The sequence below is a fragment of the Geobacter argillaceus genome, from assembly GCF_007830735.1.
In the GTDB taxonomy this organism is placed as follows: domain Bacteria; phylum Desulfobacterota; class Desulfuromonadia; order Geobacterales; family DSM-12255; genus Geomobilibacter; species Geomobilibacter argillaceus.
Window position 1 is genome coordinate 31804 of sequence record NZ_VLLN01000007.1, and the last position, 24546, is coordinate 56349.

At 59.4% G+C, this 24546-nt stretch carries 23 protein-coding genes; 18 read left to right on the top strand and 5 right to left on the bottom strand.

The annotated features are described in order from the left end of the window. Window positions 1–16 precede the first annotated feature (16 nt). The gene (locus tag JN12_RS07245; protein WP_145020431.1) at window positions 17–838 is read left to right on the top strand and encodes a cytidylate kinase family protein; all 822 of its coding nucleotides are present in this window, start codon (window positions 17–19) and stop codon (window positions 836–838) included. A 5-nt stretch (window positions 839–843) separates the two neighbouring features. On the opposite strand, the gene JN12_RS07250 is transcribed toward JN12_RS07245, so the two are convergent. After that, entirely contained in the window at window positions 844–1704 is an 861-nt protein-coding gene (locus JN12_RS07250) for a PHP domain-containing protein (protein WP_145020434.1), read from the bottom strand. Between the two features lie 120 nt (window positions 1705–1824). Here JN12_RS07250 and JN12_RS07255 point away from each other — a divergent pair, with 120 nt between their 5' ends. From JN12_RS07255 to JN12_RS07275, 5 genes are all read left to right on the top strand, one after another. After that, entirely contained in the window at window positions 1825–2481 is a 657-nt protein-coding gene (locus JN12_RS07255) for an endonuclease III domain-containing protein (RefSeq protein ID WP_145020437.1), read from the top strand. Window positions 2482–2575: 94 nt separating this feature from the next. Further along, window positions 2576–3442: an NAD(P)-dependent oxidoreductase gene (locus JN12_RS07260; RefSeq protein WP_145020440.1), complete on the top strand. Its 867-nt coding sequence runs from the start codon at window positions 2576–2578 to the stop codon at window positions 3440–3442. A gap of 108 nt (window positions 3443–3550) precedes the next feature. Next, window positions 3551–5236, top strand: a complete 1686-nt coding sequence (ettA, locus tag JN12_RS07265) for an energy-dependent translational throttle protein EttA (protein ID WP_145020443.1) — start codon at window positions 3551–3553, stop codon at window positions 5234–5236. A gap of 154 nt (window positions 5237–5390) precedes the next feature. Then, window positions 5391–6767: a cohesin domain-containing protein gene (locus tag JN12_RS07270; RefSeq protein ID WP_145020446.1), complete on the top strand. Its 1377-nt coding sequence runs from the start codon at window positions 5391–5393 to the stop codon at window positions 6765–6767. Window positions 6768–6934: 167 nt separating this feature from the next. Then, a complete protein-coding gene (locus JN12_RS07275) occupies window positions 6935–7882 on the top strand; it encodes a divergent polysaccharide deacetylase family protein (RefSeq protein ID WP_211360513.1) in 948 nt (315 codons plus the stop codon). Here JN12_RS07275 and JN12_RS07280 read toward each other — a convergent pair. Beyond that, window positions 7875–9269 (bottom strand): ParA family protein, encoded by a 1395-nt coding sequence (locus JN12_RS07280; RefSeq protein ID WP_407925377.1) that lies wholly within the window; start codon window positions 9267–9269, stop codon window positions 7875–7877. The two genes, JN12_RS07275 and JN12_RS07280, sit on opposite strands and share 8 nt — an antisense overlap. Window positions 9270–9397: 128 nt before the next feature. Between JN12_RS07280 and xseA the strand changes: the two genes are divergently transcribed. The 8 genes from xseA (at window position 9398) to JN12_RS07320 (ending at window position 17107) form a co-directional block, all read left to right on the top strand. Further along, on the top strand, window positions 9398–10738 hold the full coding sequence (xseA, locus tag JN12_RS07285) for an exodeoxyribonuclease VII large subunit (protein WP_145020452.1): 1341 nt from the start codon (window positions 9398–9400) through the stop codon (window positions 10736–10738). A 58-nt stretch (window positions 10739–10796) separates the two neighbouring features. Then, window positions 10797–11039 (top strand): type II toxin-antitoxin system Phd/YefM family antitoxin, encoded by a 243-nt coding sequence (locus tag JN12_RS07290; RefSeq protein WP_145020455.1) that lies wholly within the window; start codon window positions 10797–10799, stop codon window positions 11037–11039. Further along, window positions 11036–11482, top strand: a complete 447-nt coding sequence (locus JN12_RS07295) for a PIN domain-containing protein (RefSeq protein WP_145020458.1) — start codon at window positions 11036–11038, stop codon at window positions 11480–11482. The genes JN12_RS07290 and JN12_RS07295 overlap by 4 nt, the downstream gene beginning before the upstream one ends. A gap of 174 nt (window positions 11483–11656) precedes the next feature. Then, window positions 11657–11884, top strand: a complete 228-nt coding sequence (locus JN12_RS07300) for an exodeoxyribonuclease VII small subunit (protein ID WP_145020461.1) — start codon at window positions 11657–11659, stop codon at window positions 11882–11884. 16 nt (window positions 11885–11900) lie between these two features. After that, window positions 11901–12794: a polyprenyl synthetase family protein gene (locus JN12_RS07305; protein WP_145020464.1), complete on the top strand. Its 894-nt coding sequence runs from the start codon at window positions 11901–11903 to the stop codon at window positions 12792–12794. 61 nt (window positions 12795–12855) lie between these two features. Beyond that, a complete protein-coding gene (dxs, locus tag JN12_RS07310; protein ID WP_145020467.1) occupies window positions 12856–14733 on the top strand; it encodes a 1-deoxy-D-xylulose-5-phosphate synthase in 1878 nt (625 codons plus the stop codon). A gap of 48 nt (window positions 14734–14781) precedes the next feature. Then, complete coding sequence (locus JN12_RS07315) at window positions 14782–16053, top strand: peptidase MA family metallohydrolase (protein ID WP_145020470.1); 1272 nt, start codon at window positions 14782–14784, stop codon at window positions 16051–16053. A 13-nt stretch (window positions 16054–16066) separates the two neighbouring features. Then, complete coding sequence (locus JN12_RS07320) at window positions 16067–17107, top strand: KamA family radical SAM protein (RefSeq protein ID WP_145020817.1); 1041 nt, start codon at window positions 16067–16069, stop codon at window positions 17105–17107. 289 nt (window positions 17108–17396) lie between these two features. On the opposite strand, the gene epmA is transcribed toward JN12_RS07320, so the two are convergent. The 3 genes from epmA to infA all read right to left on the bottom strand — a co-directional run bounded on the left by epmA (window position 17397) and on the right by infA (window position 19265). Then, complete coding sequence (gene epmA, locus JN12_RS07325; protein WP_145020473.1) at window positions 17397–18332, bottom strand: EF-P lysine aminoacylase EpmA; 936 nt, start codon at window positions 18330–18332, stop codon at window positions 17397–17399. 62 nt (window positions 18333–18394) lie between these two features. Next, complete coding sequence (gene efp / locus JN12_RS07330; RefSeq protein WP_145020476.1) at window positions 18395–18958, bottom strand: elongation factor P; 564 nt, start codon at window positions 18956–18958, stop codon at window positions 18395–18397. 88 nt (window positions 18959–19046) lie between these two features. After that, window positions 19047–19265: a translation initiation factor IF-1 gene (gene infA, locus JN12_RS07335; protein WP_145020479.1), complete on the bottom strand. Its 219-nt coding sequence runs from the start codon at window positions 19263–19265 to the stop codon at window positions 19047–19049. Between the two features lie 235 nt (window positions 19266–19500). Here infA and rimP point away from each other — a divergent pair, with 235 nt between their 5' ends. From rimP to infB, 4 genes are read left to right on the top strand one after another with little or no spacing between them, the layout of a single operon-like run. Continuing rightward, window positions 19501–19980 carry a ribosome maturation factor RimP gene (gene rimP / locus JN12_RS07340; protein WP_145020482.1) on the top strand — a complete coding sequence of 160 codons (480 nt, stop codon included), beginning with the start codon at window positions 19501–19503 and terminating at the stop codon, window positions 19978–19980. A 57-nt stretch (window positions 19981–20037) separates the two neighbouring features. Further along, window positions 20038–21192: a transcription termination factor NusA gene (gene nusA, locus JN12_RS07345; protein WP_145020485.1), complete on the top strand. Its 1155-nt coding sequence runs from the start codon at window positions 20038–20040 to the stop codon at window positions 21190–21192. Then, window positions 21192–21788: a DUF448 domain-containing protein gene (locus tag JN12_RS07350; RefSeq protein ID WP_145020488.1), complete on the top strand. Its 597-nt coding sequence runs from the start codon at window positions 21192–21194 to the stop codon at window positions 21786–21788. The genes nusA and JN12_RS07350 overlap by 1 nt, the downstream gene beginning before the upstream one ends. A gap of 2 nt (window positions 21789–21790) precedes the next feature. Continuing rightward, a complete protein-coding gene (infB, locus tag JN12_RS07355; protein WP_145020491.1) occupies window positions 21791–24496 on the top strand; it encodes a translation initiation factor IF-2 in 2706 nt (901 codons plus the stop codon). The last annotated feature ends 50 nt before the right edge of the window (window positions 24497–24546 follow it).

A 24546-nucleotide genomic window follows, 5' to 3' on the forward strand; every position in this document is an offset into this window, starting at 1 on the left:
GGAGGTGCGGCTTACGATGGCAATCATTACGATCTCGCGGGAAATGGGAACCGGTGCATACCAGATCGCCAGGGAAGTGGCGAAAAAGCTGAAATATACCCTGGTTGACGGGCCGAAGATTGCCGAAATGGCTCCCCAATACGGCATCACCGACGAAATTCTCGAACGTTTCGACGAAAAACTGCCGGCCTACAGGACGGCGGAAGACCGGCAGCAGGCAGCATACCTTAACATAATCGAACTGATCATGCTGGATTTTGCCCGTGCCGGGAACGTGATTCTCTACGGTCGTGGCGGTCAGGATCTGCTCCTCGGCATGACCAACGTGCTTCGCCTCCGTCTTGTCGCACCGTTCGAGGAGCGGGTGGAGCGTTTTGCCGAACGGGAATGGATCGACCCCGATCTTGCCCGTGAGCTTATCAGAAAGAGCGACATCCAGCGTGGCGGATTTATCCGTTATTACTTCGACCGTGACTGGCAGGACCCGCTCGGGTATGACCTGACGATCAACAGCAGTGTTTTGGGGAAAGGTACCACCGTCGACATGATCGTGGCCGCGGCCCGCGACCCTCGCCTGAAAGAGCGTGAGGATGAGTCCCTGAAACAGCTTGATAACATGATCCTCAGGAAAAAGGTGGAAACCGAACTGCTCATGTCGGGTGATATCGAAAGCCTCCCCCTGAAACTCGCTGTAAAAAAAGGTGTGGTGAGTCTGATCGGCCATGTCTACTCTGAAGATGAGAGACAAAAAGCCGTTGCCATCGTTGAAAATGTCGCAGGGGTCAATAAGGTCGTGGACAGCATGCAGGTAGTGTCCTACAAGCGGTACAAGGAGTAGGGCGCTCAGCGTTTTTCCTGCTGCCCGTTGAGACGAACCAGCAGTTCAGTCCCGCACTTGGCCGGAATAGGGACGCCGCGGATGGTGCCAAGCGGGCTGTCGTCACCGAACCCATGGAAATCGGAGCCGCCGGTTGCCAAGAGCCCCAGATCCATGGCCAGACGCTCCAGGATCAGGGCATCGTTGGCTGTTCCCATGGTGTTGTGGGCTTCAATCCCATCCAGTCCCAGCGTTTTCAATTCACCGACCACGCGCCGGATGGTTGTCCGATCGTCACTGACGCTTTGGGGGTGTGCCAGTATCGCGACTCCACCGAGGCGATGGATCTCGGCAATGGCATCGGCTACGGGAAAATATTCCTTCGGCACGTTGCACGGTTCCAGATACCTCTTGAACGCTTCTTCCATCTCTTTTGCGTAGCCGGCTTCCATGAGCACCCTGGCAATGTGGGGCCGTCCCAAGGCGCCTTCGGCAAGAGCCCGCACTTCCTCCACGGAAATTTTGGCACGATTCTCACCCGTTAGTTTTGCGTTGATCCGCTCCACAATCCGTTCGCCGCGGGTGTCCCGCCGTTCCTGAAACGATCCGAGCAGCTTTGACAACCGGGCATCCGTGGCGTCGATGCCGTATCCCAGGAGGTGGACGTCGTGGTATTGAAGGTATTCCACCGACAATTCCATGGCAGCGATGACCGTGACCCCGATCGCAGCGCCAAAGGCAATGGCTGCGGGCACACCGGTTATTGAGTCGTGATCGGCCAGTGCCAGCAGGGTTACCCCCTCGGCGGCGGCTTTTCTCACCACCTCTTCGGGGGAGAAAAGTCCGTCGGAGCAGGTCGAGTGGACATGCAGGTCTATTTTTGTCATACAATTTACTCCTGAAGTGAACCCTGGATCAGTGAGGTTACGGTAACGAGGCAGTCATTTTCGTGGATCGGGTTATAGTATGACATCGGCGGTCAAGATGCAAACGGGAAGGGGAGGAATATGACCGATTCAGAGATACATGAAGCAATCCTTATCCTCCGGGAAGAGGTCAAACAGTGGCAGACGCCCGCAGTCACCATTGTTTCCCAGCGTGAAGGCGATCCGTTCAAGGTGCTCATCTCGTGCATCCTGTCGCTTCGGACCCAGGACCGGACCACCGGTCCCGCATCGCAACGTCTGTTCGCCCGTGCCGGATCGCCGGCTGCCATGGCGGCTCTGTCCGAGGAAGAGATTGTGGAGGCCATATATCCGGTAGGATTTTACCGGAACAAGGCAAAACAGATCCGGGAACTCTGTGGGCGGCTTATTACCGACTACGGAGGGAAGGTACCCGATGAAGTCGACGAGCTGCTCAAGCTGAAAGGGGTGGGGAGAAAAACCGCCAACCTGGTGGTGACGCTCGGGTTCGACAAGCCGGGCATCTGTGTCGATACCCATGTCCACCGGATCTGCAATCGCTGGGGGTACGTACGGACGAAGAGCCCCGAGGAGACCGAGTTCGCCTTGCGGGAGCGACTGCCCGCTGAATACTGGCTCAGTATCAATGACCTGCTGGTGACCTTTGGTCAGAACCACTGCCATCCGGTCTCCCCACGCTGCTCAACCTGCCGGCTGGCCTACCTGTGCGAGCGAATCGGGGTCGTCAAACACCGATGATTATCAGTTGCAAACAGTGTTCTTTCAAGTATAGTATTGGCACCTGTGTGCAGATGCTTGGCAGAATGAATTTTTATGCTCTGGGAGGAACAACATGCTGAAAAAAGTCGGGTTTTTAGGGCTCGGTACGGTTGGCCGGTACATGGCCTCCAATCTTACCAAGGGTAACTACGCATTGACCGTCTACGATTCGGATTCCTCGGTTGTCTCCGAATTGGTCAAGCTAGGCGCCTCTGAAGCCGGCACTCCCAGAGAAGTGGCCAAGGGCAAGGACGTGGTTCTCTACATCCGACCCGAGAAGGAGCGGCTACGTCCTGATATCTATGGCGATGACGGCCTCTTTGCCGGCATCGACCCGGGAACGATTCTGGTTGACATGGGGACCCACTCCCTTGAAAGCACCATTGAAATGGCTGAGGAAGCCGCACACCATCGGGTGTTCTTTCTGGATGCCCCGGTTTGGGGTACTAAAGAACATGCGGTGAACGGCCTGCTCACCATCCTTGCCGGCGGCGATCCTGCGCTGGTTGGCCGTTGCCGGGAGCTCTTCTCCTTCTTTGGCCTCAATATTATCCATGTCGGTGGCGTGGGTGACGCTACACGGATGAAGTTCATTGTCAACCTGGTGCAGGCGGAGTTGATCCAGGCCCTGTCCGAGGCATTGGTCTTCGGGGAAAAGATGGGCTTCAACGCCGACAAGATCCTGGAGGTCCTCGACTCCGGTGGAGTGGCATCGCCGCTCTTCCACTCCAAGGGGCGAACCATGGCCCGGGGAGATTTCACCCGTAACCTGGCCCTCAAGTATGTCCATGATCAGCTGGAACTGGTGATGGACGCTGCCCAGAAGTTGGAGCTCGATCTTCCCGGCGTTGCCTGTGCCCGTCGTCTCTATGAGCAGGCGGACAAGGATGGCCGCGGTGAGGAGGATTTCTCGGCCGTCATCAAGGTGCTGCGCAAATAAGGTCGGACACAACCAGTTGAGAAAGGCAGTCAGAGCGCTGGCTGCCTTTTTTTTGCCAATACTTTGCGGTCACGAGACCGACTACATTTGGAAGGAGCAGCGTAAGACATGAGTACCGAACCGAACAAGATCATTTACACCATGATGCGGGTCTCCAAGTTATATGACAAGAAACCGGTCATCAAGGACATTTCCCTTTCCTATTTCTACGGTGCCAAGATCGGGGTGCTGGGTCTCAACGGCTCAGGGAAGAGCTCGCTGTTGCGCATCATGGCCGGGGTGGACAAGGAGTTCAATGGCCAGGCCGTTCTCTCGCCCGGCTACACGGTTGGCTATCTGGAGCAGGAGCCGCGGCTGGACGAGGCCAAGACCGTGCGGCAGGTTGTGGAGGAGGGGGTTCAGCAGGTTGTTGATCTGGTGAACGAGTTCAACGACATCAATGCGAAGTTTAGCGAGCCGATGTCGGACGACGAGATGACCAAGCTCTGCGACCGGCAGGCCGAAGTACAGGAAAAGCTCGACCACCTGGACGCCTGGGACCTGGACTCCCGCCTGGAGATGGCCATGGACGCCCTGCGCTGCCCTGACGGCGACACGCCGGTCACGGTCCTTTCCGGCGGCGAGAAGCGCCGGGTGGCGCTCTGCCGGCTCTTGCTCCAGAAGCCGGATATCCTCCTCCTGGATGAGCCGACCAACCACCTGGACGCCGAGACCATCGCCTGGTTGGAGCACCACCTGCACACCTATCCCGGCACGGTCATAGCCGTCACCCACGACCGCTACTTCCTGGACAATGTGGCGGGATGGATTCTAGAACTGGACCGGGGCGAGGGAATCCCCTGGAAGGGGAACTATTCCTCGTGGCTGGAGCAGAAGCAGGCACGGCTGGCCACGCAGGAGAAGCAGGAGAGTGACCGGCAGAAGACGCTGCAGCGGGAACTGGAATGGATCAGGATGTCGCCCAAGGGGCGTCATGCCAAGTCCCAGGCCAGGATCACCGCTTATGAACAGTTGGTGGCCCAGGAGGGCGAAAAGCAGGCCCGCGACCTGGAGATCTATATTCCGGCAGGCCCACGGCTGGGCGATATCGTCATTGAAGCCGACAACGTCGCCAAGGCCTATGGCGACCGGCTCCTGTTCGAGAATCTCCAGTTCAGGCTGCCCCGCGGCGGTATCGTCGGCGTAATCGGCCCCAACGGCGCCGGCAAGACAACCCTGTTCCGGATGATAACCGGCCAGGAAACGGCGGATTCCGGCACGTTCAGGATCGGCGAAACGGTGAAGCTCGCCTGTGTCGATCAGAGCCGGGATGCGCTGGACCCTAACCGCACGCTCTGGGAGGAGATCTCCGGCGGTGCCGATGTAGTGCAGTTGGGCAGGCTTTCGGTCAACTCCCGGGCTTATGTGTCCCGTTTCAACTTCTCCGGCTCGGATCAGCAGAAAAAGGTCGGGATGCTCTCCGGCGGCGAGCGCAACCGGGTTCACCTGGCCAAGATGTTGAAAGAGGGGGGCAACGTCATCCTGCTGGACGAACCGACCAACGATCTGGACGTGAACACCATGCGGGCACTGGAAGAGGCGCTGGAGAACTTCGGCGGCTGCGCCGTGGTCATCTCCCACGACCGGTGGTTCCTGGACCGGATCGCCACCCATATCCTCGCCTTCGAGGGAGAGAGCCGGGTCGTCTGGTTCGAGGGGAACTACTCGGAATACGAAGAGGATCGCAAGAAACGTCTCGGGGCCGAGGCGGACCGTCCCCACCGCATCAAGTACCGGCAATTGACAAGAGTGTAATCAACAGGCGGCTTCGGCCGCTTTTTCAGCGTCTGTGGGTGCGCTGCTGCAGGCGCTGTCACCGATGCTTGACGTGAGAGAAAAGCTTGCTACTGTATCCTGGTAATGAGCACGGAGGCAGATAGGTGCGGTGATCGAAAGGAGATGCCATTTAATGATGCGTGCCAGAAAATTTGTCTCAGCCCTGCTGGTCAGAGGAGTCCTTTTGTTGCTGGCGTTATCTGTCGGGCTTCCCGGGTGGAGCGTTGTGGCCGAGGCTGCCAGTATTACCGCTTCCCCGACAGGAGACGGAGTTTATGCGATCCAGGGGATTGGGTTCTCCGGAGTTTCAGGGCTTGATGTAACCGTAACCTATGATTCCTCGACGTTGGGCAATCCTCGGGTGGTGCAGGGGACGTTGCTGGCCAATGCTCTCTTCGCGGCCAACCCCAATGTGCCGGGAGTGATCAGGATCGGTGCGCTGAGCACGAGCGGTTTTTCCGGAACGGGCGTCATTGCGGCGATCACGTTTGACAAGAAAGCTGGTGCAGCCGGATCGCTTACCGGCCTTACCGCTTCACTGATCAACAGTTCGGGAGCACCTCTTGCCGTCACTACCAGTTACAGTAACGCCCCGGCAACGTATGCTTCCCAGACTGTCCAAACCGACACAACGGCACCTGGCACACCGACTCCGACCACCCCGTCAATACCCATAACGACGGGAGCCGGCGGTAGCGGGGCTACAGGGATCGCAGGCACATCGACAGGCGGTTCGGTGTATCTGGGCACGGTGTCAATGCCCGGCGACGCTGCCACGAGCCAGCCGGAGAAAAAGGCTGAGTATAAGGCTGAGACGCAGAAGGCTGATCAGCAACCGCTCCCGAACCAAGAGGCAGTGGATGAACAGGCTCGCGATAGGGGCAAGGCTGAGCCGGAGGAAAAGAAAGCGCCGGTCGAAAAGAAAGACATCGTCTACCCGTCCGTGAGCGAGAAGATCAGGACCTCTTCTGAGAAGCTGACCATGGAGAAACTGCTCGCCCTGTTCGAGCTCTCCACGGAGCTCCCCTACAGCCAGGCACCCGGTGTCGTTCTGAGTGACGGCAAAACCAGCGTACGTCTCACCGTTCGTCTTGGTGAGTCCGGTAAGGAGACCCCCAGCTTCGCTCTGAAGCACGCCAAACTGCTCTCCCTTCAACAGGGCGAGGGCGGGGAGTGGCTTATTGAGGCGCTTCCTGCGTTGAATACGAACGAAGCCGCATTGACGGTATCCCTGGAAGCGTCGAGCATCAGGATTCCCCTGACCGTGGCCCAGCCGCTTAACGCCCGGAGTCTTGGCGATCTCAAAGTGCTCTCGGAGAGAACCTTTCCTCTCTTTCTCACTGAGCGGGGCACCAAGGAGGCACCCCGCTACGATCTGAATGGTGATGGGAAACGTGACTACCTGGATGACTATATTTTTGCGGCAAATTACCTGGCCGGTGGGGGACGGGCTCCGTTACCGGACAGACTGCCGGCACCGGCTGCTCCGGCAGTGCCCAAGAAGCCATGAGCTGCTGCTGACCCCATATTCCCTGCCAGCAGCGCCTATCCTCGTGAATACCCAACGGCCGACCCTGTAAACGAGTCGGCCGTTGGGTATTTCAGCCTCATGAAAACGTTTCCCGGCACGGCTGAATATGCTATACATTGCCGACAATCTTGAGTGGGAGCAATCGGTTGGCAAAGAAAACGAACAAAAAGGTCAACAGGAAGCAACAGGGCGGTCCGAAGCGGCCTTTGGCCGTTTTGCTGGCCATAGTGCTGTTGATTGTTGCCGTGTTTCTGGGGCTTGAATGGCTCAAGACGGCGCGTCTGCCGCTGGTGGAGGAAAAGACGGCAACGGTCGGACGCGGGCAGATCCCGCCCCGGCCGGAGCACAAGGAGTACGAACAGCGTCCCTACACCTCGGTCCCGGCTCCTGCAGCACCTCTGCCGAAGAAGACCGGGCGGAGGCCGTCAGGCCCCGGCAGCGTGGCCATTATCATCGATGACATGGGAGCCGGCATGCAGGAGGCACGTGACCTGCTTGCCATTGGCCTGCCCATAACCTTCTCGGTAATTCCCGGTCTGCCGAAGGATCGCGCCGTGGCCGAACTGGCCCATCAACAGGGCGGCAGGGTGATGATCCATATGCCGATGGAGCCCCAGGGATATCCGGAGCGCCGCCTCGAAAAAAATGGTCTCCTCCTTTCCCAGAGCGAAGCCGAGATTACTGAGCGGCTGCGGACATATCTGCAGGCCGTTCCCCACGCGGTCGGGGCCAACAACCATATGGGGTCACGTTTCACCGAGGATGGGGAGAAGATGGGGCTGGTCCTGAACATATTGAAGGAAAAGGGGCTGTTCTTCATCGACAGCCGGACCAGTCCCAAGTCAGTGGGGTTGCAACTGGCACATCAACTGGGAATGGAGGCCGGGACCCGGAATGTGTTTCTGGATAATGTGCAGGAGGTGGGGGCGATCAAGGTTCAGCTGGAAGAGGCGGCGCGCATCGCCCGCAGGAAAGGCGGGGCCATTGCCATCGGCCACCCGCATCCCACAACGATCCGTGCCTTGCGGGAGATGATGCCCGAACTGCGGGACGCAGGTATCAAATTTGTCTATGTCTCGGAGCTGGTCAGGTGAGCTGGGCCGCCACCTGTCCCTTGAGCCGTGTAAAGGCCCGGTAGTTGTCGTCCTGAAGGATCTTTTCCGGGGCTGAACTCTTAACCGGGTGGACCAGTAGGAAGCCGTCCCGGAACGAGCCGTCATAACCACCCATGGTGTCTTTCATGAGGGTGTAAAGCGGCGGTTTTCGGTCCTCGTTGAAAAAGCCCCCCAGGTAATCCTTGAGCGGGTATTCGCGCTGCAGCAACTGCACCCCTCCCTGATCGAACCGGCTGACGATCACGCTCGGTCCGCTGCCGTTGTGCATCGGTCTGAAGGCAAAGGACGATTCCCTTGCTGACTCCTTCAGGAGCAGCAGGGACGGATCATCATCGGCCAGGGTCTCCCCCAGGTTGTAAATGGTGTTCGTCAGGAAGCGGAGAAAGCAGTTCTCTTCAACGAAGCCGTTGGCAGCACCATCGGAGGTTTCATAGTAGAACCCCGCCGTTACGCCGGCCTCATGGTTGAACGGCGTGCGACAGAAGAGGCATTCCTGGCTGATGCCGTTCAGCCGGGCATAGAAGGACTCTTTCTTGCGTTCGTCTTCGGCCGTGAGCCACTGATGGAACAGGAGGGCACGGGGTTCACTGGTTGCCCGGTACTCTTCCAGAAAGGTTCTGGCCAACTGGAAGAACTGGCCGTAGACGTCCGTTCCCCGGCCATGGGTGAGAATGGGATAGATCTTGCCGTCCGGATTGGTGTTCAGGCTCTCGACCTTGGGGCTTTTGGAGATGAAGTTTTCCTGGCAGCGGTAGCCGCGGTTGATGGCGAAAGCCTTCAGCAGACTCTTCTGGTCGGCGAACAGGCCATCGAACTTAATCCGCTCGTCGATCAGGCAGGGGATCAGGGAGAGGCTCTTGCGGTCCATGCCCCGTTTGTCGAACAGGGCGAAGATGTTCTTGCAGTTTTCCAGGCTCGGCATATCCTTTACCGGGATCAGGACCCGGTCAGCGGCATACAGGGCGTTCTGGGTCAGGGTGTCCAGGTCGGGACGGGTGTCGATGATCAGGATGCCGGGAATCCCCGATTTCGCCAGGAGCCGGGCCAGGACCATCGGCCCTTTGACGGCGTCCTTCAGGTCGCCCAGATCCGGTGACGAGGGGATAAAGTTAACGCCGTACTGGCCGGTGTGCAGGAGGTCCCGGCCAGGGGTTTCCAGCAGGAGGTCGGCGACCGACCCGTTACTCTTCTGCCCCTTGATGCCGAACATCCGGTCAATGGTAAAGTGGTTGTCGAAGGAGAAGAGGGAGACCGGCAGCTCTTCGTCCAGGGCCTTCAGAAAGATGGCCAGATTGGTGGCCAGGGTGGTCTTGCCGACGCCACCCTTTTCCGATGAAATTGTAATGACATATGGGTAATTGTTCATGCGGCGGATAATACAATGAACCTGTTGGCCCGGTCAACCGGTTTGACACCCTCCTGCCCCTGTGATAGAGAGAAGGCGTCGATTTAGGGCGATCACAAGGATCGCCCCTACACGCCGGATCAGAATATATGGACCTTTTCAGCGAAAAACGGATTCTGACGGTCAGCCAGCTGACAGCCCTGGTACGCGGGGTGCTGGAGGAAAACTTCCAGCAGGTCTGGGTGGAAGGGGAGATCTCCAACCTGGCCCAGCCGTCCTCCGGACACTGCTATTTCACCCTGAAGGATGGCACTGCCCAGATCCGCTGCGTTATGTTCCGGGGGGCGGCGCGCATGCTCCGTTTCCGGCCGCAGGACGGCATGGGGCTGATCGCCCGGGGACGCCTTTCGGTGTATGACCAGCGCGGTGACTACCAACTGCTGGTCGAATACCTGGAACCCAAGGGGGTCGGTGCCCTGCAGCTGGCCTTTCAGCAGCTGAAGGAACGGCTCGCCCGGGAAGGGCTCTTTGACGAACGGCACAAAAAGCCGCTTCCTCTGCTCCCGCAACGGATAGGGATCGTCACTTCTCCCACCGGTGCGGCCATTCACGATATCCTGCATGTCCTTAACCGCCGCTTTGCCAACCTGGAGATCCTGCTGTACCCGGTGAAGGTGCAGGGCGAAGGGGCAGGGGGGGAGATAGCGGCTGCCATCCGGGAATTCAACCGCCATGGCCAGGTGGATGTCCTGATCGTCGGACGTGGTGGCGGCTCCCTGGAGGACCTCTGGGCGTTCAACGAAGAGGTGGTTGCCAGGTCGATTCACGCCTCGAAGATCCCGGTGATTTCCGCTGTCGGTCACGAGGTGGATGTGACCATTGCCGACCTGGTGGCCGACCTGCGGGCACCTACGCCATCGGCGGCGGCAGAACTGGTGGTGGGGAGCAAGGTGGAGCTTGAGGAGCGGCTGATACTGCTGGAGCACCGCTTGCAACAGGCCATGCGGCACTGTTTTGCCGATCTCCGCGGTCGCCTGACCGCATCGACCCGGGCGCTCAGGGACCCGACCACCCTGCTCGGGCATGCGGCCCAACGGGTGGACGACCTGGCCGAGCGCCTTGCCCAGGCCACGCGCTGGGGAGTGGCGGCGCGCAAAGAACGGCTGGAGCGGCGGATCGGCCAGCTGCGCATGGCGTCGCCGCTGCTCAAAGTGGAGCGGGGGCGGGAGCTGTTGATCTCGTGCCAGGCCAGGAATGCGGCGGCGCTGTGTCGCCAGCTTGACCGGAACCGGGAGCGGCTGGCCATAGCCGGCTCCGCCCTGCATGCCCTTTCGCCGCTCCTCACCCTGGGCAGGGGGTATGCGGTGGTGCAGAAGTATCCGGAGCTGGCGGTGGTGAAAGACGCCGGACAGCTCGCGGCCGGGGACCGCCTGAACGTCATCCTTCAGAAAGGTGAAGTGGACTGCCTGGTCGAGAAGGTGAAAGAGTAACTTGACACCACCTTGGCTCAATAGTAAGGTAGTGGTCAGTACTACATGTGGGGGCTTTATGCTAACAGTACGGGCAGTTGACGCCAACCGTCATTTCTCCAATGTCCTGAAGCAGGTATCCCAAGGTGAAGAGTTCCTCGTCGTCTCAAGGGGAAAGCCGGTAGCCACCATTTCGCCGGTTAGAACGGCAGATGGTTCGAGACTGGCGGCAAGGAAGATGTTATTCGAGCGTCTGCGCAGCCAGGAGACAACGGGGGCCAGAACCTGGACCCGTGACGAGCTGTACGAGCGTACTCCGTGAGGGTCACGTTTGATACCAATATTCTTGCCTACGCCGAAGGGGTGGGTGATGCCGCCCGCAGGGACAGCACCATGGAGCTACTTGGCCGGTTGCCCGCTGAAAGTGTCCTGCTTCCAGCGCAGGTACTGGGCGAACTCTACCGGGTGTTGACCGGCAAGGCGCAGCATTCGCCGGATACGACCCGTTCCATTGTTCTCCAATGGGCCGACAGCTTCGAAGTTGTCGATTCGACCTGGACAGCATTTCAAGCGGCCTTTGATCTGACAGTTGATCATGGTCTTCAGATCTGGGATGCGCTGATCCTTGCAGTTACCGCTGAAAACCGATGTCGGATGCTACTCACCGAAGACCTCCAGCACGGTTTTACCTGGCGTGGGGTAACAGTTGTGAATCCCTATCGAATTCCCTCCCATCCACTGCTTACTCCGCTTCTTCTCCGATAACCCACCATTGGTGAACTTACTAAAGTCTGCGATTACCCATGCAGGCAATCCTTGACTGACGGGACCCTTCCTGTATAATACCGTCTCTTTTGATGCGCCATCCCTTCCGGCAGCCATGACATGGCAGGTGGCAGGGTGCGCGATTCCTGCAGGAACAGCGGGTGAAACAACTCTATGGCAACGGAAAAGTTCGAATCGGCGCTCAAGAAACTCGAAGAGGTGGTGCGGCGTCTGGAGGGTGGCGACCTGTCTCTGGACGATTCCCTCAAGGCGTTTGAAGAGGGGATGAAGCAGGTGACCTTTTGCACCAGGAAGCTGAACGAGGCGGAGAAGCGTGTCGAACTGCTGCTGAAGAACAAGGACGGGGCTTTTGTAAAGGAACCGTTCCGGGTTGACGATTGAATTAAGGGGAATCGTGATGGACTTGAAGCTCTACTTGAAAGAACAGTGTCAACTGGTCGACAAGGCACTGGACAGTTATCTGCCCAAAGAGGACGATCTGCCGTTCTCGCTGCACAAGGCCATGCGCTACTCGGTCTTTGCCGGCGGCAAACGGGTGCGGCCGATTCTCATGCTTGCCGCCTGTGAGGCGGTGGGAGGTGAGATCAGCCAGGCCATGCCTGCTGCCTGCGCCATGGAGATGATTCACACCTACTCCCTGATCCACGACGATCTCCCTGCCATGGACGACGACGACTTCCGGCGGGGCAATCCGACCAACCACAAGGTCTTTGGTGAGGCAATCGCCATCCTGGCCGGTGACGCCCTGCTGACTCAGGCGTTCATCCTCCTCAGCGCGCCGGAACTGCCTGGTTTCGTATCGCCCGAGCGGCTCCTGGCAGTCACCAGGGAGATTGCCACCTGCGCCGGCTCCTTCGGTATGGTCGGTGGGCAGGTGGTGGATATGGAGAGCGAAGGGAAGGCCGATATCGACCTGCCGACGGTACAGTATATCCATACCCACAAGACCGGTGCCCTGATCAAGGCTTCGGTAAAGGCCGGTGCCATTCTCGGTAATGCCGACTCAAGCCAGCTGGCAGCCATTACCCGTTATGGCGAGGCAGCAGGACTGGCTTTCCAGATCGCCGACGACATCCTCGACATCGAAGGTACCACCGAGGAGATCGGCAAGGATGCGGGGAGTGACCAGGCACGGGGCAAGGCGACCTATCCGGCAGTGGTCGGGCTGGCAGACGCCAAACGAAGAGCCGTGGAGTTGATGGAGATCGCTCTGGCCGCGCTCGATCCGCTGGGGGCCAAGGCCGAACCGCTCAGGGAGATCGCCAAGTACATCGTCAGCCGCAAATCGTAACAAATCAGTGAGGAGTGAGGGGGGAGGCGTGAGGCGGTCTTAGCGCTTCGCCCGAATAATCATGGGAACCATACTTGACACCATAAACTCGCCTGCCGACCTCAAGCCGCTCGGCCCTGCCGAACTGCAACGGCTTGCCGGTGAACTGCGCCAGGTGATCATTGAGACCTGCGCCAAGAACGGCGGTCATCTTGCACCGAGCCTGGGGGTGGTGGAGCTGACCATTGCCCTGCATCGGGTATTCAAGTCTCCCGAGGACAAGCTGGTCTGGGACGTGGGGCACCAGGCCTATGCCCACAAGCTGATCTGCGGACGCCGGGAGCAGTTTGCCACCCTCAGGACCCTGGATGGTATCAGCGGCTTTCCGAAGCGGGCCGAGTCGCCCCATGACGCCTTTGATGTCGGCCACTCCTCCACCTCCATCTCCGCCGCCACCGGCATGGCCGTGGGGCGCGATCTGCGGGGAGGGAAGAACAAGGTGGTGGCGATCATCGGCGATGGCTCCATGACCGGCGGCATAGCCTTTGAGGGGTTGAACCATGCCGGCCACCTGAACAAGGACCTCGTTGTCATCCTGAACGACAACGAGATGTCCATTGCCGAGAATGTCGGCGCCCTCTCCAACTTCCTCAGCCGGACCATTACCAGTGAATTCGTGCACCGGATGAAGAAGGATGTGGAAGGTTTCCTGGTGAGCCTGGACGGTATCGGGCGGAGCGCTCTGCAGGTGGCCAAGCGGGCCGAGGAGTCTCTCAAAGGACTTTTTACCCCTGGCATGCTCTTCGAGGCGTTTGGCTTCGAGTATATCGGCCCCATTGACGGCCACAACCTCCCCCTGCTTGAGGAGACCCTGGAAAAGGTGCGCCGCTTCGACGATGCGGTCCTGGTGCATGTTATCACGAAGAAGGGGAAGGGGTACGCCCCGGCAGAACAGAATCCGTCCCTGTTTCACGGTGTCGGTCCGTTCGACATCGAGACCGGCAAGGTGCTGAAAGGAAAGGGGGGCGCTGCCTCCTATACGGCGGTCTTCGGCAGCACCATCGTCAAGCTGGCCGGCGACGACGACCGGATTGTCGCCATTACCGCGGCCATGCCGGACGGCACCGGCCTCACCGCGTTTGCCAAGGAGTTTCCCGATCGTTTCTTCGATGTGGGGATCGCCGAACAGCACGGGGTCACCTTTGCGGCCGGACTGGCGGCCTCGGGGCTGCGGCCGGTCTTCGCCGTCTATTCCTCGTTTCTCCAGCGAGCATACGACCAAGTCTTTCACGACGTCTGCCTCCAGAACCTGCCGGTGGTCTTTGCCCTGGACCGGGCCGGTGTGGTAGGGAGCGATGGGCCGACCCACCATGGACTGTTCGACCTCTCCTACCTGCGCCACCTCCCCAACCTGGTGGTTATGGCGCCCAAGGACGAGAACGAGTTCCAGCACATGCTGGCCAGTGCCATCGATTTCAGCTGTCCGGTGGCGGTCCGCTATCCCAGGGGCAATGGCGTAGGGGTGCCGATGGACCAGGTTCTGAAGCCGCTTGTGCTCGGTAAAGGGGAACTGGTGCGGGACGGCGAGGCGGCTGCGATCATCGCCTACGGCTCCACGGTCTATCCCTCCCTGGCCGCGGCAGAAGAGCTTGCCGCTGAGGGGCGTTCCATCGCTGTCGTTAACGCCCGCTTTGTCAAGCCGCTTGACCGCGAACTGATCCTCGGCCTGGCAACGAAGCATTGCCGGCTCTTTACGGTGGAGGAGAATGTGCTTCAGGGTGGTTTCGGCAGTGCGGTTCTCGAACTCCTCCAGGAGGAAGGGATCACCGGTGTGACCGTGGTCTGTCTGGGTTATCCCGACCGTTTCGTTGAGCAGGGCGAGCAGCCCCAGCTGCATGCCCGTTACGGGCTGGATGCAGCCGGTATTGCTTCTTCCGTCCGCGCGCATCTCGGTGGGTGACGCCAGAGTTCCTTTTCAAGCGTTTTCCCCCTGTGCTATAGTGCCTGCATGATTCTTCATCGATTCCCCCTGGTCTGCTCAGCACTGCTGTTACTGGCAGCAGCGCTGTTGCTCGTCCCTGCCGCCTCCGCAAACGATCCCTTTTCGTTCAACAACTACGCAATCGAGCTGCAGAACCGCGGTGAGCACGAAAAGGCCCTGGAGCAGCTGCAGCGGGCCTTTTCCCTCTATCCGTACGATCAGACCCTGCGCCGGAACCTGGCCGAGGCGTATACCTTCGTCGGGGAACGTCATCTGGCGGCAAGCCGCTTCGATGAGGCCATTGCCAGCTTCGACCAGGCCAGGGAGCTTTTCCCCGAGGTCCCCCGGTACTATGTGCTGAAGGGGATCGCCTTCTATTACGGCAAGTATTACGATGCAGCCCTCAACGAACTGCAGCGGGCCCGGGGGCTCGGCGGCGACACCCCGGAAATTTTGTTCTTCACCGGCCGGGTGCAGTACGACACCGGCAACCTGCAGGCGGCCATCGAGTCGTGGGAAAAGGCCCTTGTTCTCAAGCCCGACATGAAGGCCACCCGGGAACTGCTGGACAAGGCGAAGCGGGAGCAGTCGGTGGAAGGTGGGATGGACAGGGGGTACAGTTCCCGCTTCGTGGTCTCCTATGATGCCGGCTCCACGACCACCCTGGCCAGGGAGATCCTGGATACCCTGGAGGAGGCCTACAACCGGGTGGGGAGCGACCTTTCCCAGTTTCCCACGGCCCGCATTCCGGTCATCCTCTATACCAAAAAGGACTACCGGTTGGTGACCGCCGGTCCCGACTGGTCCGGCGGACTCTATGACGGGAAGATCCGCCTGCCGGTCGGCGGCGCGACCGAGCTCACCCCCCAGCTGAAAGGGGTGCTGTTCCACGAATACACCCATGTCGTGGTTCAGGAGTTGACCAGGGGAAACGTTCCCACCTGGCTGAACGAGGGGGTGGCGGAACTGCAGGGCCGGCGCCTCTTCAACCCTCCCATGGCCGATCTGGGCAAGGCCGCCAGATCCGGGCAGCCCCTGCCGGCAAATTTTCTGGACAAGGCGTTCATCGGTCTGAACAGTCACCAGGCGGGGCTGGCCTACCAGGAGAGCTATGCCCTGGCCAATTTCATGGTCCAGTCCTATGGCTGGCACAAGGTGCGGGAGATCCTTCAACTGCTGGGTGCCGGCGAAAAGATCGAGGCTGCCGTGGGCAGGGCGCTGGCCGATTTCGGCCTGGACTATCAAGGGTTGATCCGCGAGTGGCAGGCCTATATGGGACGGGAGTTCGGCGGACGGTGAGGCAACGAAGGTGATGGCGCAAAAGGGGTGGACGAAGAGCCTGGCAGGGAGCATTACCGAGCCGGCGGAGTTGGCCGAACGGTTCGGCATCGATCCGGAGCCGCTGCAGGCGGTAGCGGCGCGCTACCCGCTGCGCATTACCCCGTACTACCTGGGGCTGGTGCGGGAAGTGGGAGACCCGATCTGGCGTCAGTGTGTCCCTGACCCGGTGGAACTCGATGATGCCGGCCTGGCTGCCGATCCACTGGCGGAAGAGGCGTTGAGTCCGGTTCCCGGCCTGATCCACCGCTATCCCGACCGGGTTGTCTGGCTCGTTTCCAACGCCTGTGCCGTGTATTGCCGATTCTGCATGCGCAAGCGGCAGGTGGGGTGTGGTGAGGCCAGGGTCTGCGCCCGGACGGACGATGCCCTCCACTACCTGCGGGGGCATCCGGAGATCCGCGACGTCATCCTCTCCGGCGGCGATCCGCTCCTGCTAACCGATGACCGACTTGCCGATCTGCTGGCCCGTATCCGACAGGTTCCCCATATTGAGATCGTCCGGATCGGCACCCGGATTCCGGTCACCCTGCCGGAGCGGATCACTGCCGGTTTCTGCCGGCTGCTCCAGCGCTTCCACCCCGTCTACCTGAACCTGCACTTCAATCATCCGCTTGAGCTGACCGACCAGGCTGCTGCCGCCTGTGGCCGTCTCGCCGACGCCGGGGTGCCGCTGGGGAATCAGACCGTGCTCCTGAAAGGGGTGAACGACGACCCGGCGACCATGACCGGGCTCATGCAGCGGCTGCTTGCCAGCCGGGTTCGTCCGTACTACCTGCACCACCCCGACCTCGTGGCCGGTACCGCCCATTTCCGGCCATCGGTGCGCACCGGCATGGCGCTTATGGAGAAGCTGCGCGGTCACACCTCGGGCCTGGCCAACCCCTACTACGTCATTGATCTGCCCGGCGGCAAGGGAAAGGTGCCGATCCTCCCCGAGTACGGCCGGTGGGAGGGCGACACCCTTCTCCTGCGCACCTACCAGGGGGAGACGGTTTCCTACCGGGATATCTAGCAACTTGTCTCCGATCTCCGATACAGAATTTGATCTGGTTAGAAAATTGCCTTCACGGTTTCAGTGCCCCGTTAGGGGCGTTCGCCTGTAGCCGGGGGATTTATCCCCCGGATGAGTCGCCGATATATCCCTACGTCACGTACGTGACGTAGGGCATGTTGCCAAGATGACCGGGGAATAAATTCCCCGTCTACAGGCATTCTATCCCTACGGGATGAAGGCTATAACCTGACACTGCTGCCTAATATGGCTTCCGAACTATCAGAAGGGAAGAGCTGTACGGATAGGCCTAAAGCTCTTCAGGGGTAAAGGCGACGACCTCGTCGATGGTGGCGGCGTCCAGCAACACCATTACCAGACGGTCGATGCCCAGGGCAATGCCGGCAGCAGTCGGCATTGCGGCGAGTTCGTTCAGGAAAGGCTCGGGGAGCGGATAGGCTGTGCGCTTGCGGTCGGCCCGGTCAGCGGCTGCGCATGCGAAGCGGTGCCGTTGCTCCACTGGATCGGTCAGTTCGGAAAAGGCGTTGGCCAGTTCCAGGCCGCCAACGTAGAGCTCGAACCGTTCCGCCACCGTTGGGTCGGAAGCGCTCAGTCGCGCCAGGGCCGAGTGCTGGGCCGGATAGTCGTGGAGAAAGGTGGGACGCCGGCTGCCAAGGCGCGGCTCGATGGCTTCGACCATGAGCAGGTCAAAGGTGTCATTGGCCAGGGCCTCTTCCATGGAGCTGGCGGTGTAGCGGTGAAACGCCTCGCGGACCGTGAGCCGCTCCCATTCAGTTGTCAGGTCGATCACGGTGTCCCGGTAGCGTATGGTCATACCGTTTCCGGCCGCAACGGCGACACTCCTCACCAACTCCTCGCATTCCCGCATCAGATCTAGATAATCGACCTCGGCCCGGTACCACTCCAGCATGGTGAACTCGGGGAGGTGACGCCCCCCCCGTTCATCGGCGCGCCAGCAGCGGCAGATCTGGAAGATTCGCTCATAGCCGGCTGCCAAAAGCCGCTTCATGCAGAGTTCGGGAGAGGTGTGGAGAAACCCCTGACCAGCGGGAATGGCATCGATGTGGGGTTCAGGGGCTGGTGCGGGAATGAGTAGAGGGGTATCCACTTCCAGATACCCCTCGTTGGTGAAGAACGTTCTGATGGCCTGCAGGATGACGGCCCGTGTCCGAAGGTTGCTTTTGCGCCGGGTGAGATTCCAGTTTGGTGATGGTTCAGCGTTCACTGTTCGATGTTCGATGTTCGATGTTGAAGCCAAAACTCTGGAACCTCGAACCTCGAACAGTCTTATCCCTTTACCCGTGTGGAGTATTCCCCGGTGCGGGTGTCGATGACGATCAGTTCGCCTTCCTCGATGAACGGCGGTACCCGGAGGGTGTAGCCGGTCTCCACGGTGGCTGGCTTGGAATCGCTGCCGGACGTGTCCCCCTTGGCCCACGGATCGGTCTGCACGACCCGCAGGTTGACGAAGTTGGGGACATCGACGCCGATGGCCTTCTCGCTGAAGAGGAGGACATCGACCGGCAGGTTATCGATCAGGTAGTTCTTGGCATCGCCGACGGCATCCTCGCTCATGTGGTACTGCTCGAAATTCTGGTTGTCCATGAAGACGAAATGGTCTTCCTCTTTGTAGAGGAACTGCATCTTACGGTCTTCCAGACTGGCCGGTTCGAATGTTTCACCTGAACGGTAGGTCCGGTCAAGGATGGTGCCGTTGATCATATTGCGCATCTTGGTGCGATAGAGGGCCTGGCCTTTGCCCGGTTTGGTGAAATCGAATGCGATCACTATGTAGGGAGCGCCGTCAAGGGTAAGCTTCAGCCCCTTCTTGAGGTCAGCAACAGTGTACATACCTTTTAAATCTCCTTGATAAAATAAAGGCAGCCGGCTGTGCCGGCACCTGGATGTCTAGGGACGTATGTGGATGAAGGGGAGGGAACTATTTGACGCGGTAGGTAATCCGGCCACGGGTCAGGTCATACGGTGATAGTTCCACGGTCACCTTGTCGCCGGGAAGGATCTTGATGAAGTACTTCCGCATCTTGCCCGAGATATGGGCGAGTACAATGTGGTCGTTTTCGAGCTTGACCCTGAACATGGCGTTCGGCAGTGGTTCGACGACCGTCCCTTCTACTTCTATTGCCTCTTCCTTACTCATATACGGTAACTCCTTGTTTGACTCGTATCATTTAACCACCGTAATCTAGCGGCTATTCCCGAAAAAAGCAAGTCAGTTTTGCGTTTACCGCCCATTAGCCCATTGTTGATGGTGCTGCGGGGGTGAATAAATAGCTTGCAATTTCCCAATCCGCATGTTAATTGACTTAACGCACAACCTACCGTTCACTAAAAGTGAGCTCTTACAGCTCGCTTTTTTTTATGTCAAAAGGTCAATGGCACAGACAGATGTAGTACAGAATATTGAGAAGCTGGTTCAGCCCCTGTTGAGCGCTTTCGGCGTGGAGCTGGTGGATCTTGAGTACAAACGGGAGGGGCGGCAGATGATGCTCCGTCTCTACCTCGACAAGCCGGGTGGGATCACCCTGGACGACTGTGCGGAGGTGAGCCGCGAGTTCTCCACCATCCTGGATGTGGAGGATTGCATTCCGGGCGAGTACACCCTGGAAGTCTCTTCGCCTGGGCTCAATCGGCCGCTGAAGAAGCAGAGCGATTTCGAGCGTGCCATCGGCCGGCTGGTGAAGGTCAAGACCTTTGCCCAGGTGGCAGACGAGCATGGCAACCAGAGAAAGACCTTTCTGGGCACGCTGCAAGGGCTTGAGGGAGACGCTGTCGTGGTCCTACTGACAGAAGGACAGCGGGCCGTCATACCGTTCAATCAGGTGGCCAAGGCAAACCTGGAATTCGAGTTTTAGAACTAGTTCTTAGTTGACTTCGGGTCATAGCATTGCCTGAACCAAGGAGAATGTACCGTGGAAACAACCTTAAACCTTAAGCACATCATCGACCAGCTCATGAAAGAGAAGGGTATCGATCGGGAGATCGTTGTCGAAGCCCTCGAACAGGCTGTTTTGTCGGCAGCGAACAAGAAATACCGCAACACACGGGACCTTGAAGCCCATTTCAACGAGGAGCTGGGCGAAGTTGAAATCTTTGAATTCGTTACTGTCGTTGACGAGGTAGAGGACTCCTACAAGGAAATCACTCTGGATGAGGCCCGCGAGGAAGACCCGGACGTAGAGGTCGGGGACTCCATCGGCATGAAACTCCCTTCCAGCGAATTTTCCCGCATTTCCGCCCAGACCGCCAAGCAGGTCATCATTCAGCGGGTGCGTGAGGCTGAACGGGAAACCATCTTCAATGAATACAAGGACCGGGTTGGTGAGTTGATCACCGGTATTGTCCGGCGCTATGAAAAGGGTGATCTGATCATTGATCTGGGCAGGGCCGAGGCGGTTCTCTCCACCAAGGAGCTGGCGCCCCGGGAGATCTATCGCCAGGGGGACCGGGTAAAGGCCCTTATCACCGAGATCCGGATGACCACAAAGGGGCCCCAGATCCTTCTCTCCCGTACCAGCCCGATGATGCTTGCCAAACTCTTTGAGGCCGAGGTGCCCGAGATCGCCGAGGGGATTGTCGAAATCGTCAACGTGGTCCGCGAACCCGGGAGCAGGGCAAAAATCGCCGTCTATTCCAATGATCATGACGTTGACCCGGTCGGCGCCTGCGTCGGCATGCGGGGCAGCAGGGTACAGAATGTGGTCTCCGAGCTCCGGGGCGAGAAGATAGATATCATCCCCTGGTCCGAGGATGTTGCCCGTTTCGCTTGCAACGCCCTCCAGCCGGCAGCCGTTTCCAAGGTGCTGGTCGATGACGATAACCGTTCCATGGAGATCATCGTTCCTGATGATCAACTGTCCCTGGCCATTGGCAAGCGCGGCCAGAACGTACGGCTGGCAGCGAAACTGACCGGCTGGCGGATCGATATCAAGAACGAAACCCGTCAGGCCGAGGCGGAACTGCTTCAGTTCTCCTCCTATGATGGGGCGGAAGAAGAGGCGAGCGAGGAAGAGGCATCTGCGGCCGAAGCTCCGACCGAGCCGCAGGAGCAGGCGACAGGAGAGTAATGGCCAAGGACGCGCCTCAGCGGAGTTGTCTCGGCTGCAGGTCGGTCAGGGAGAAAACGGAGCTGCTCCGTTTTGTTCTTGCACCGGACCGCACGCTTGTCCCCGACCTCAAGGCAAAGCTTCCCGGACGTGGCGCCTATACCTGTCTGAAGGCCGACTGTCTGCGCAAGTCTTTGGTGAGAAAACAGTTTCAGCGGGCATTCAAAGGCGAGGTCACTACGGTCCCTCCCGATGATATGATCCGTTTGGTGGCTGACAGGATGGTAGAGCATATGGAAAACTACTTGGCGCTGGCAAACAAGGCCGGCAAGGTGGTTTCCGGAACCGATACGGTCCTGGATGCACTCCGCCGCAAGAACGCCGGGCTGGTTGTTCTGGCGGAAGACACCGCTCCGGAGAGTGCCCGTCGGGTGCGAGACCTGGCGGAGCGGGTTGGTACACCATGCCACACCCTGGCAAACAAGGATCGACTTGGAGCGCTTCTGGGCAAGGAGTTCAGGAGTGTCGTTGCTGTTCTGCACGGATCGTTCGTAGCCGTGCTGTTACATGAAATTACCCGTTACAGGAACTTCTTCGACGAGGGAGGAGCGTTATAATCATGGGAAAAATCCGCGTCTATGAATTGGCCCAGAAGATGGGCATTGAGAACAAAGAGCTGATGGCCAAACTGCAGGCGATTGGGGTCGACGTGAAATCACATTCGGCAACCCTCGACGAAGCGGATGTCAACAAACTCCTGGCTCCCCCACCTCAGACTGCCACGACAACTGTCCAGGACGTGCAGAAGGAGGAGGTGCGGGTCAGCACCTCGGTTATCCGCCGGCGGCCCAAGACGGTGGAAAAGCAGGTGGACGTCGAAGTGGTACCTCCACCGGAGCCCACCCCCGAACCGACACCGGTTCCGGTAGCTGTCGAACCGGCAGAAGCTCCTGCTCCCGAGAAGAAGGTTATGGAGAAACCGACGGGGGGTGAAGCTGCCGCCCTCGAACAACCGGCTCCAGCGCCCACGCCTGCTTCTGTTCCTACTCCTGAAAAGGTTGTCGTGAAGGAGGAAAAATCTCCGACTCCTCCACCGGAACCGCAACGCCCCACAGCCAACCGGGCCGTCATTCTGGGTCGTGTGGAACTCCCCGGACTCACCACCCCCGCAAGGCAGTCTGCATCGCCACAGCCAGGCCGTACCGAACGTCCGGCGTCCATGCTCTCCAAGGGCCGTCCCCAGGCCGAGCGCGGCAGGGACGCTGCTCCTGCGCCACGCGGACAAGACCGTCCGACCGGTGGTGCACCACGCGTGGTGACCCCGGCTCCTGCTGAAGCCCCTCCCGGAGCGGCTGATCGCAAAGGTGGGAAGAAGGGGCCCCCGACCGATGCTGCCAAAAGTAAAAAGGGTGGCACACCGGACAAGAGAAAAGAGGGTATCCGTCGGGCCGAGCTCGAGGAGAAGCGTGAACGGGTGTTCGAGCCGGGCTTCAAGGCCGGCAAAGGGAAGAAAAAGTACCAGAAAGAGCGGGTTTCCGAGGGCAAAAAGACCGAGATCACCACGCCCAAGGCGATCAAGCGGATCATTAAGATTTCCGAGACCATCAGTGTCGGTGAACTGGCCAAACGGATGGGGATCAAGGCAACCGACCTGATCCGGGCCCTCATGAAGATGGGAATGATGGCTACCATCAACCATCCGCTGGACTTTGACACGGCGACTCTGCTGGCCACCGATTTCGGCTACGAGATCGAAAACGTGGCCGTCGATCTGGACGAGATCCTGGAGTCTGTGCCGGATGCACCGGAATCCCTGGTGAAGCGCTCACCGGTCGTGACCATCATGGGTCACGTCGACCACGGCAAGACCTCGCTTCTGGACGCCATCCGCGAAGCCAACGTCATTGCCGGCGAAGCGGGCGGCATCACCCAGCACATCGGTGCCTATGACGTCGAACTGAACGGCCGGAAGATCACCTTCCTGGATACCCCCGGTCACGAGGCGTTCACCGCCATGCGTGCCCGCGGCGCCAAGGTCACCGATATCGTCATCCTGGTTGTCGCTGCCGACGACGGGGTCATGCCCCAGACCCGTGAGGCGATCAACCACTCCAAGGCGGCCGGGGTACCGATCATCGTTGCCATCAACAAGATCGACAAGCCCGATGCCAAGCCCGAGCGGGTGAAGCAGGAGCTGACCGAACATGGCCTGGTGTCCGAAGAGTGGGGCGGCGATACCACCATGGTGGAGGTATCGGCCAAGAAGCGGCTCAACCTGGAAAGCCTTTTGGAGATGGTTCTCCTGCAGGCCGACGTCATGGAACTGAAGGCCAACCCCGACAAGCCGGCCAAGGGGACGATCGTCGAAGCCAAGCTGGACAAGGGGCGCGGCCCGGTTGCCACGGTACTGGTGCAGGAAGGTACCCTCAAGATGGGCGACTACTGCGTAGTCGGCGTCCAGTCCGGTCGGGTCAGGGCGATGCAGAACGACCGCGGCGAGAAGGTTCTTGAGGCTGGCCCGTCCATGCCGGTCGAGGTGATCGGTCTTTCTGGCGTGCCCGATGCCGGCGATGTCTTCGTTGCCATGAAGGACGAAAAGCAGGCCAAGGAGATCGCCACCCTGCGCCAGATCAAGCAGCGTGAGGTGGAACTGGCCAAACACACCAAACTTTCCCTTGAGGATCTGTACAAGAGGATACAGAGCGGCGAGGTCAAGGATCTTAACGTCATTGTCAAGGGTGACGTGCAGGGATCAGTGGAAGCGGTTGGCGAGTCGCTGCGCAAGCTTTCCACCGATGCGGTCCGTCTCAATGTTATCCATTCGGCGGTTGGTGCGGTTACCGAGACCGACGTGAACCTCGCGGCCGCATCCAATGCCATCATCATCGGGTTCAACGTCCGTCCCGAGGTCAAGGCCCAGAACCTGGCCGAAAAGGAAGGGGTGGATATCCGCCTGTACAGCATCATCTACGATGCTGTTGAGGATGTGAAGAAGGCAATGGAAGGCCTCCTGGAACCGATCTTCAAGGAGAAATATCTGGGTCGGGCCGAGATCCGTGAGGTCTTTTCGGTTCCCAAAGTGGGGAACGTGGCCGGCTGTTACGTCCAGGACGGCAAAGTGGTCCGCAATGCTCAGGTGCGGCTGCTGCGTGACAACGTGGTGATCTACACCGGCAAGATGTCCAGCCTGCGCCGCTTCAAGGACGACGTGAAAGATGTGGCCACCGGCTACGAGTGCGGTATCGGTCTGGAGAACTACAACGACCTCAAGATCGGCGACATCATCGAGGCCTTCGAGATGGAGAAGGTCGCGGCCACGCTGTAACAACAGGATCGAGGATAAAGTATCGAGGACCGGGGATAATTGCTTGTCCT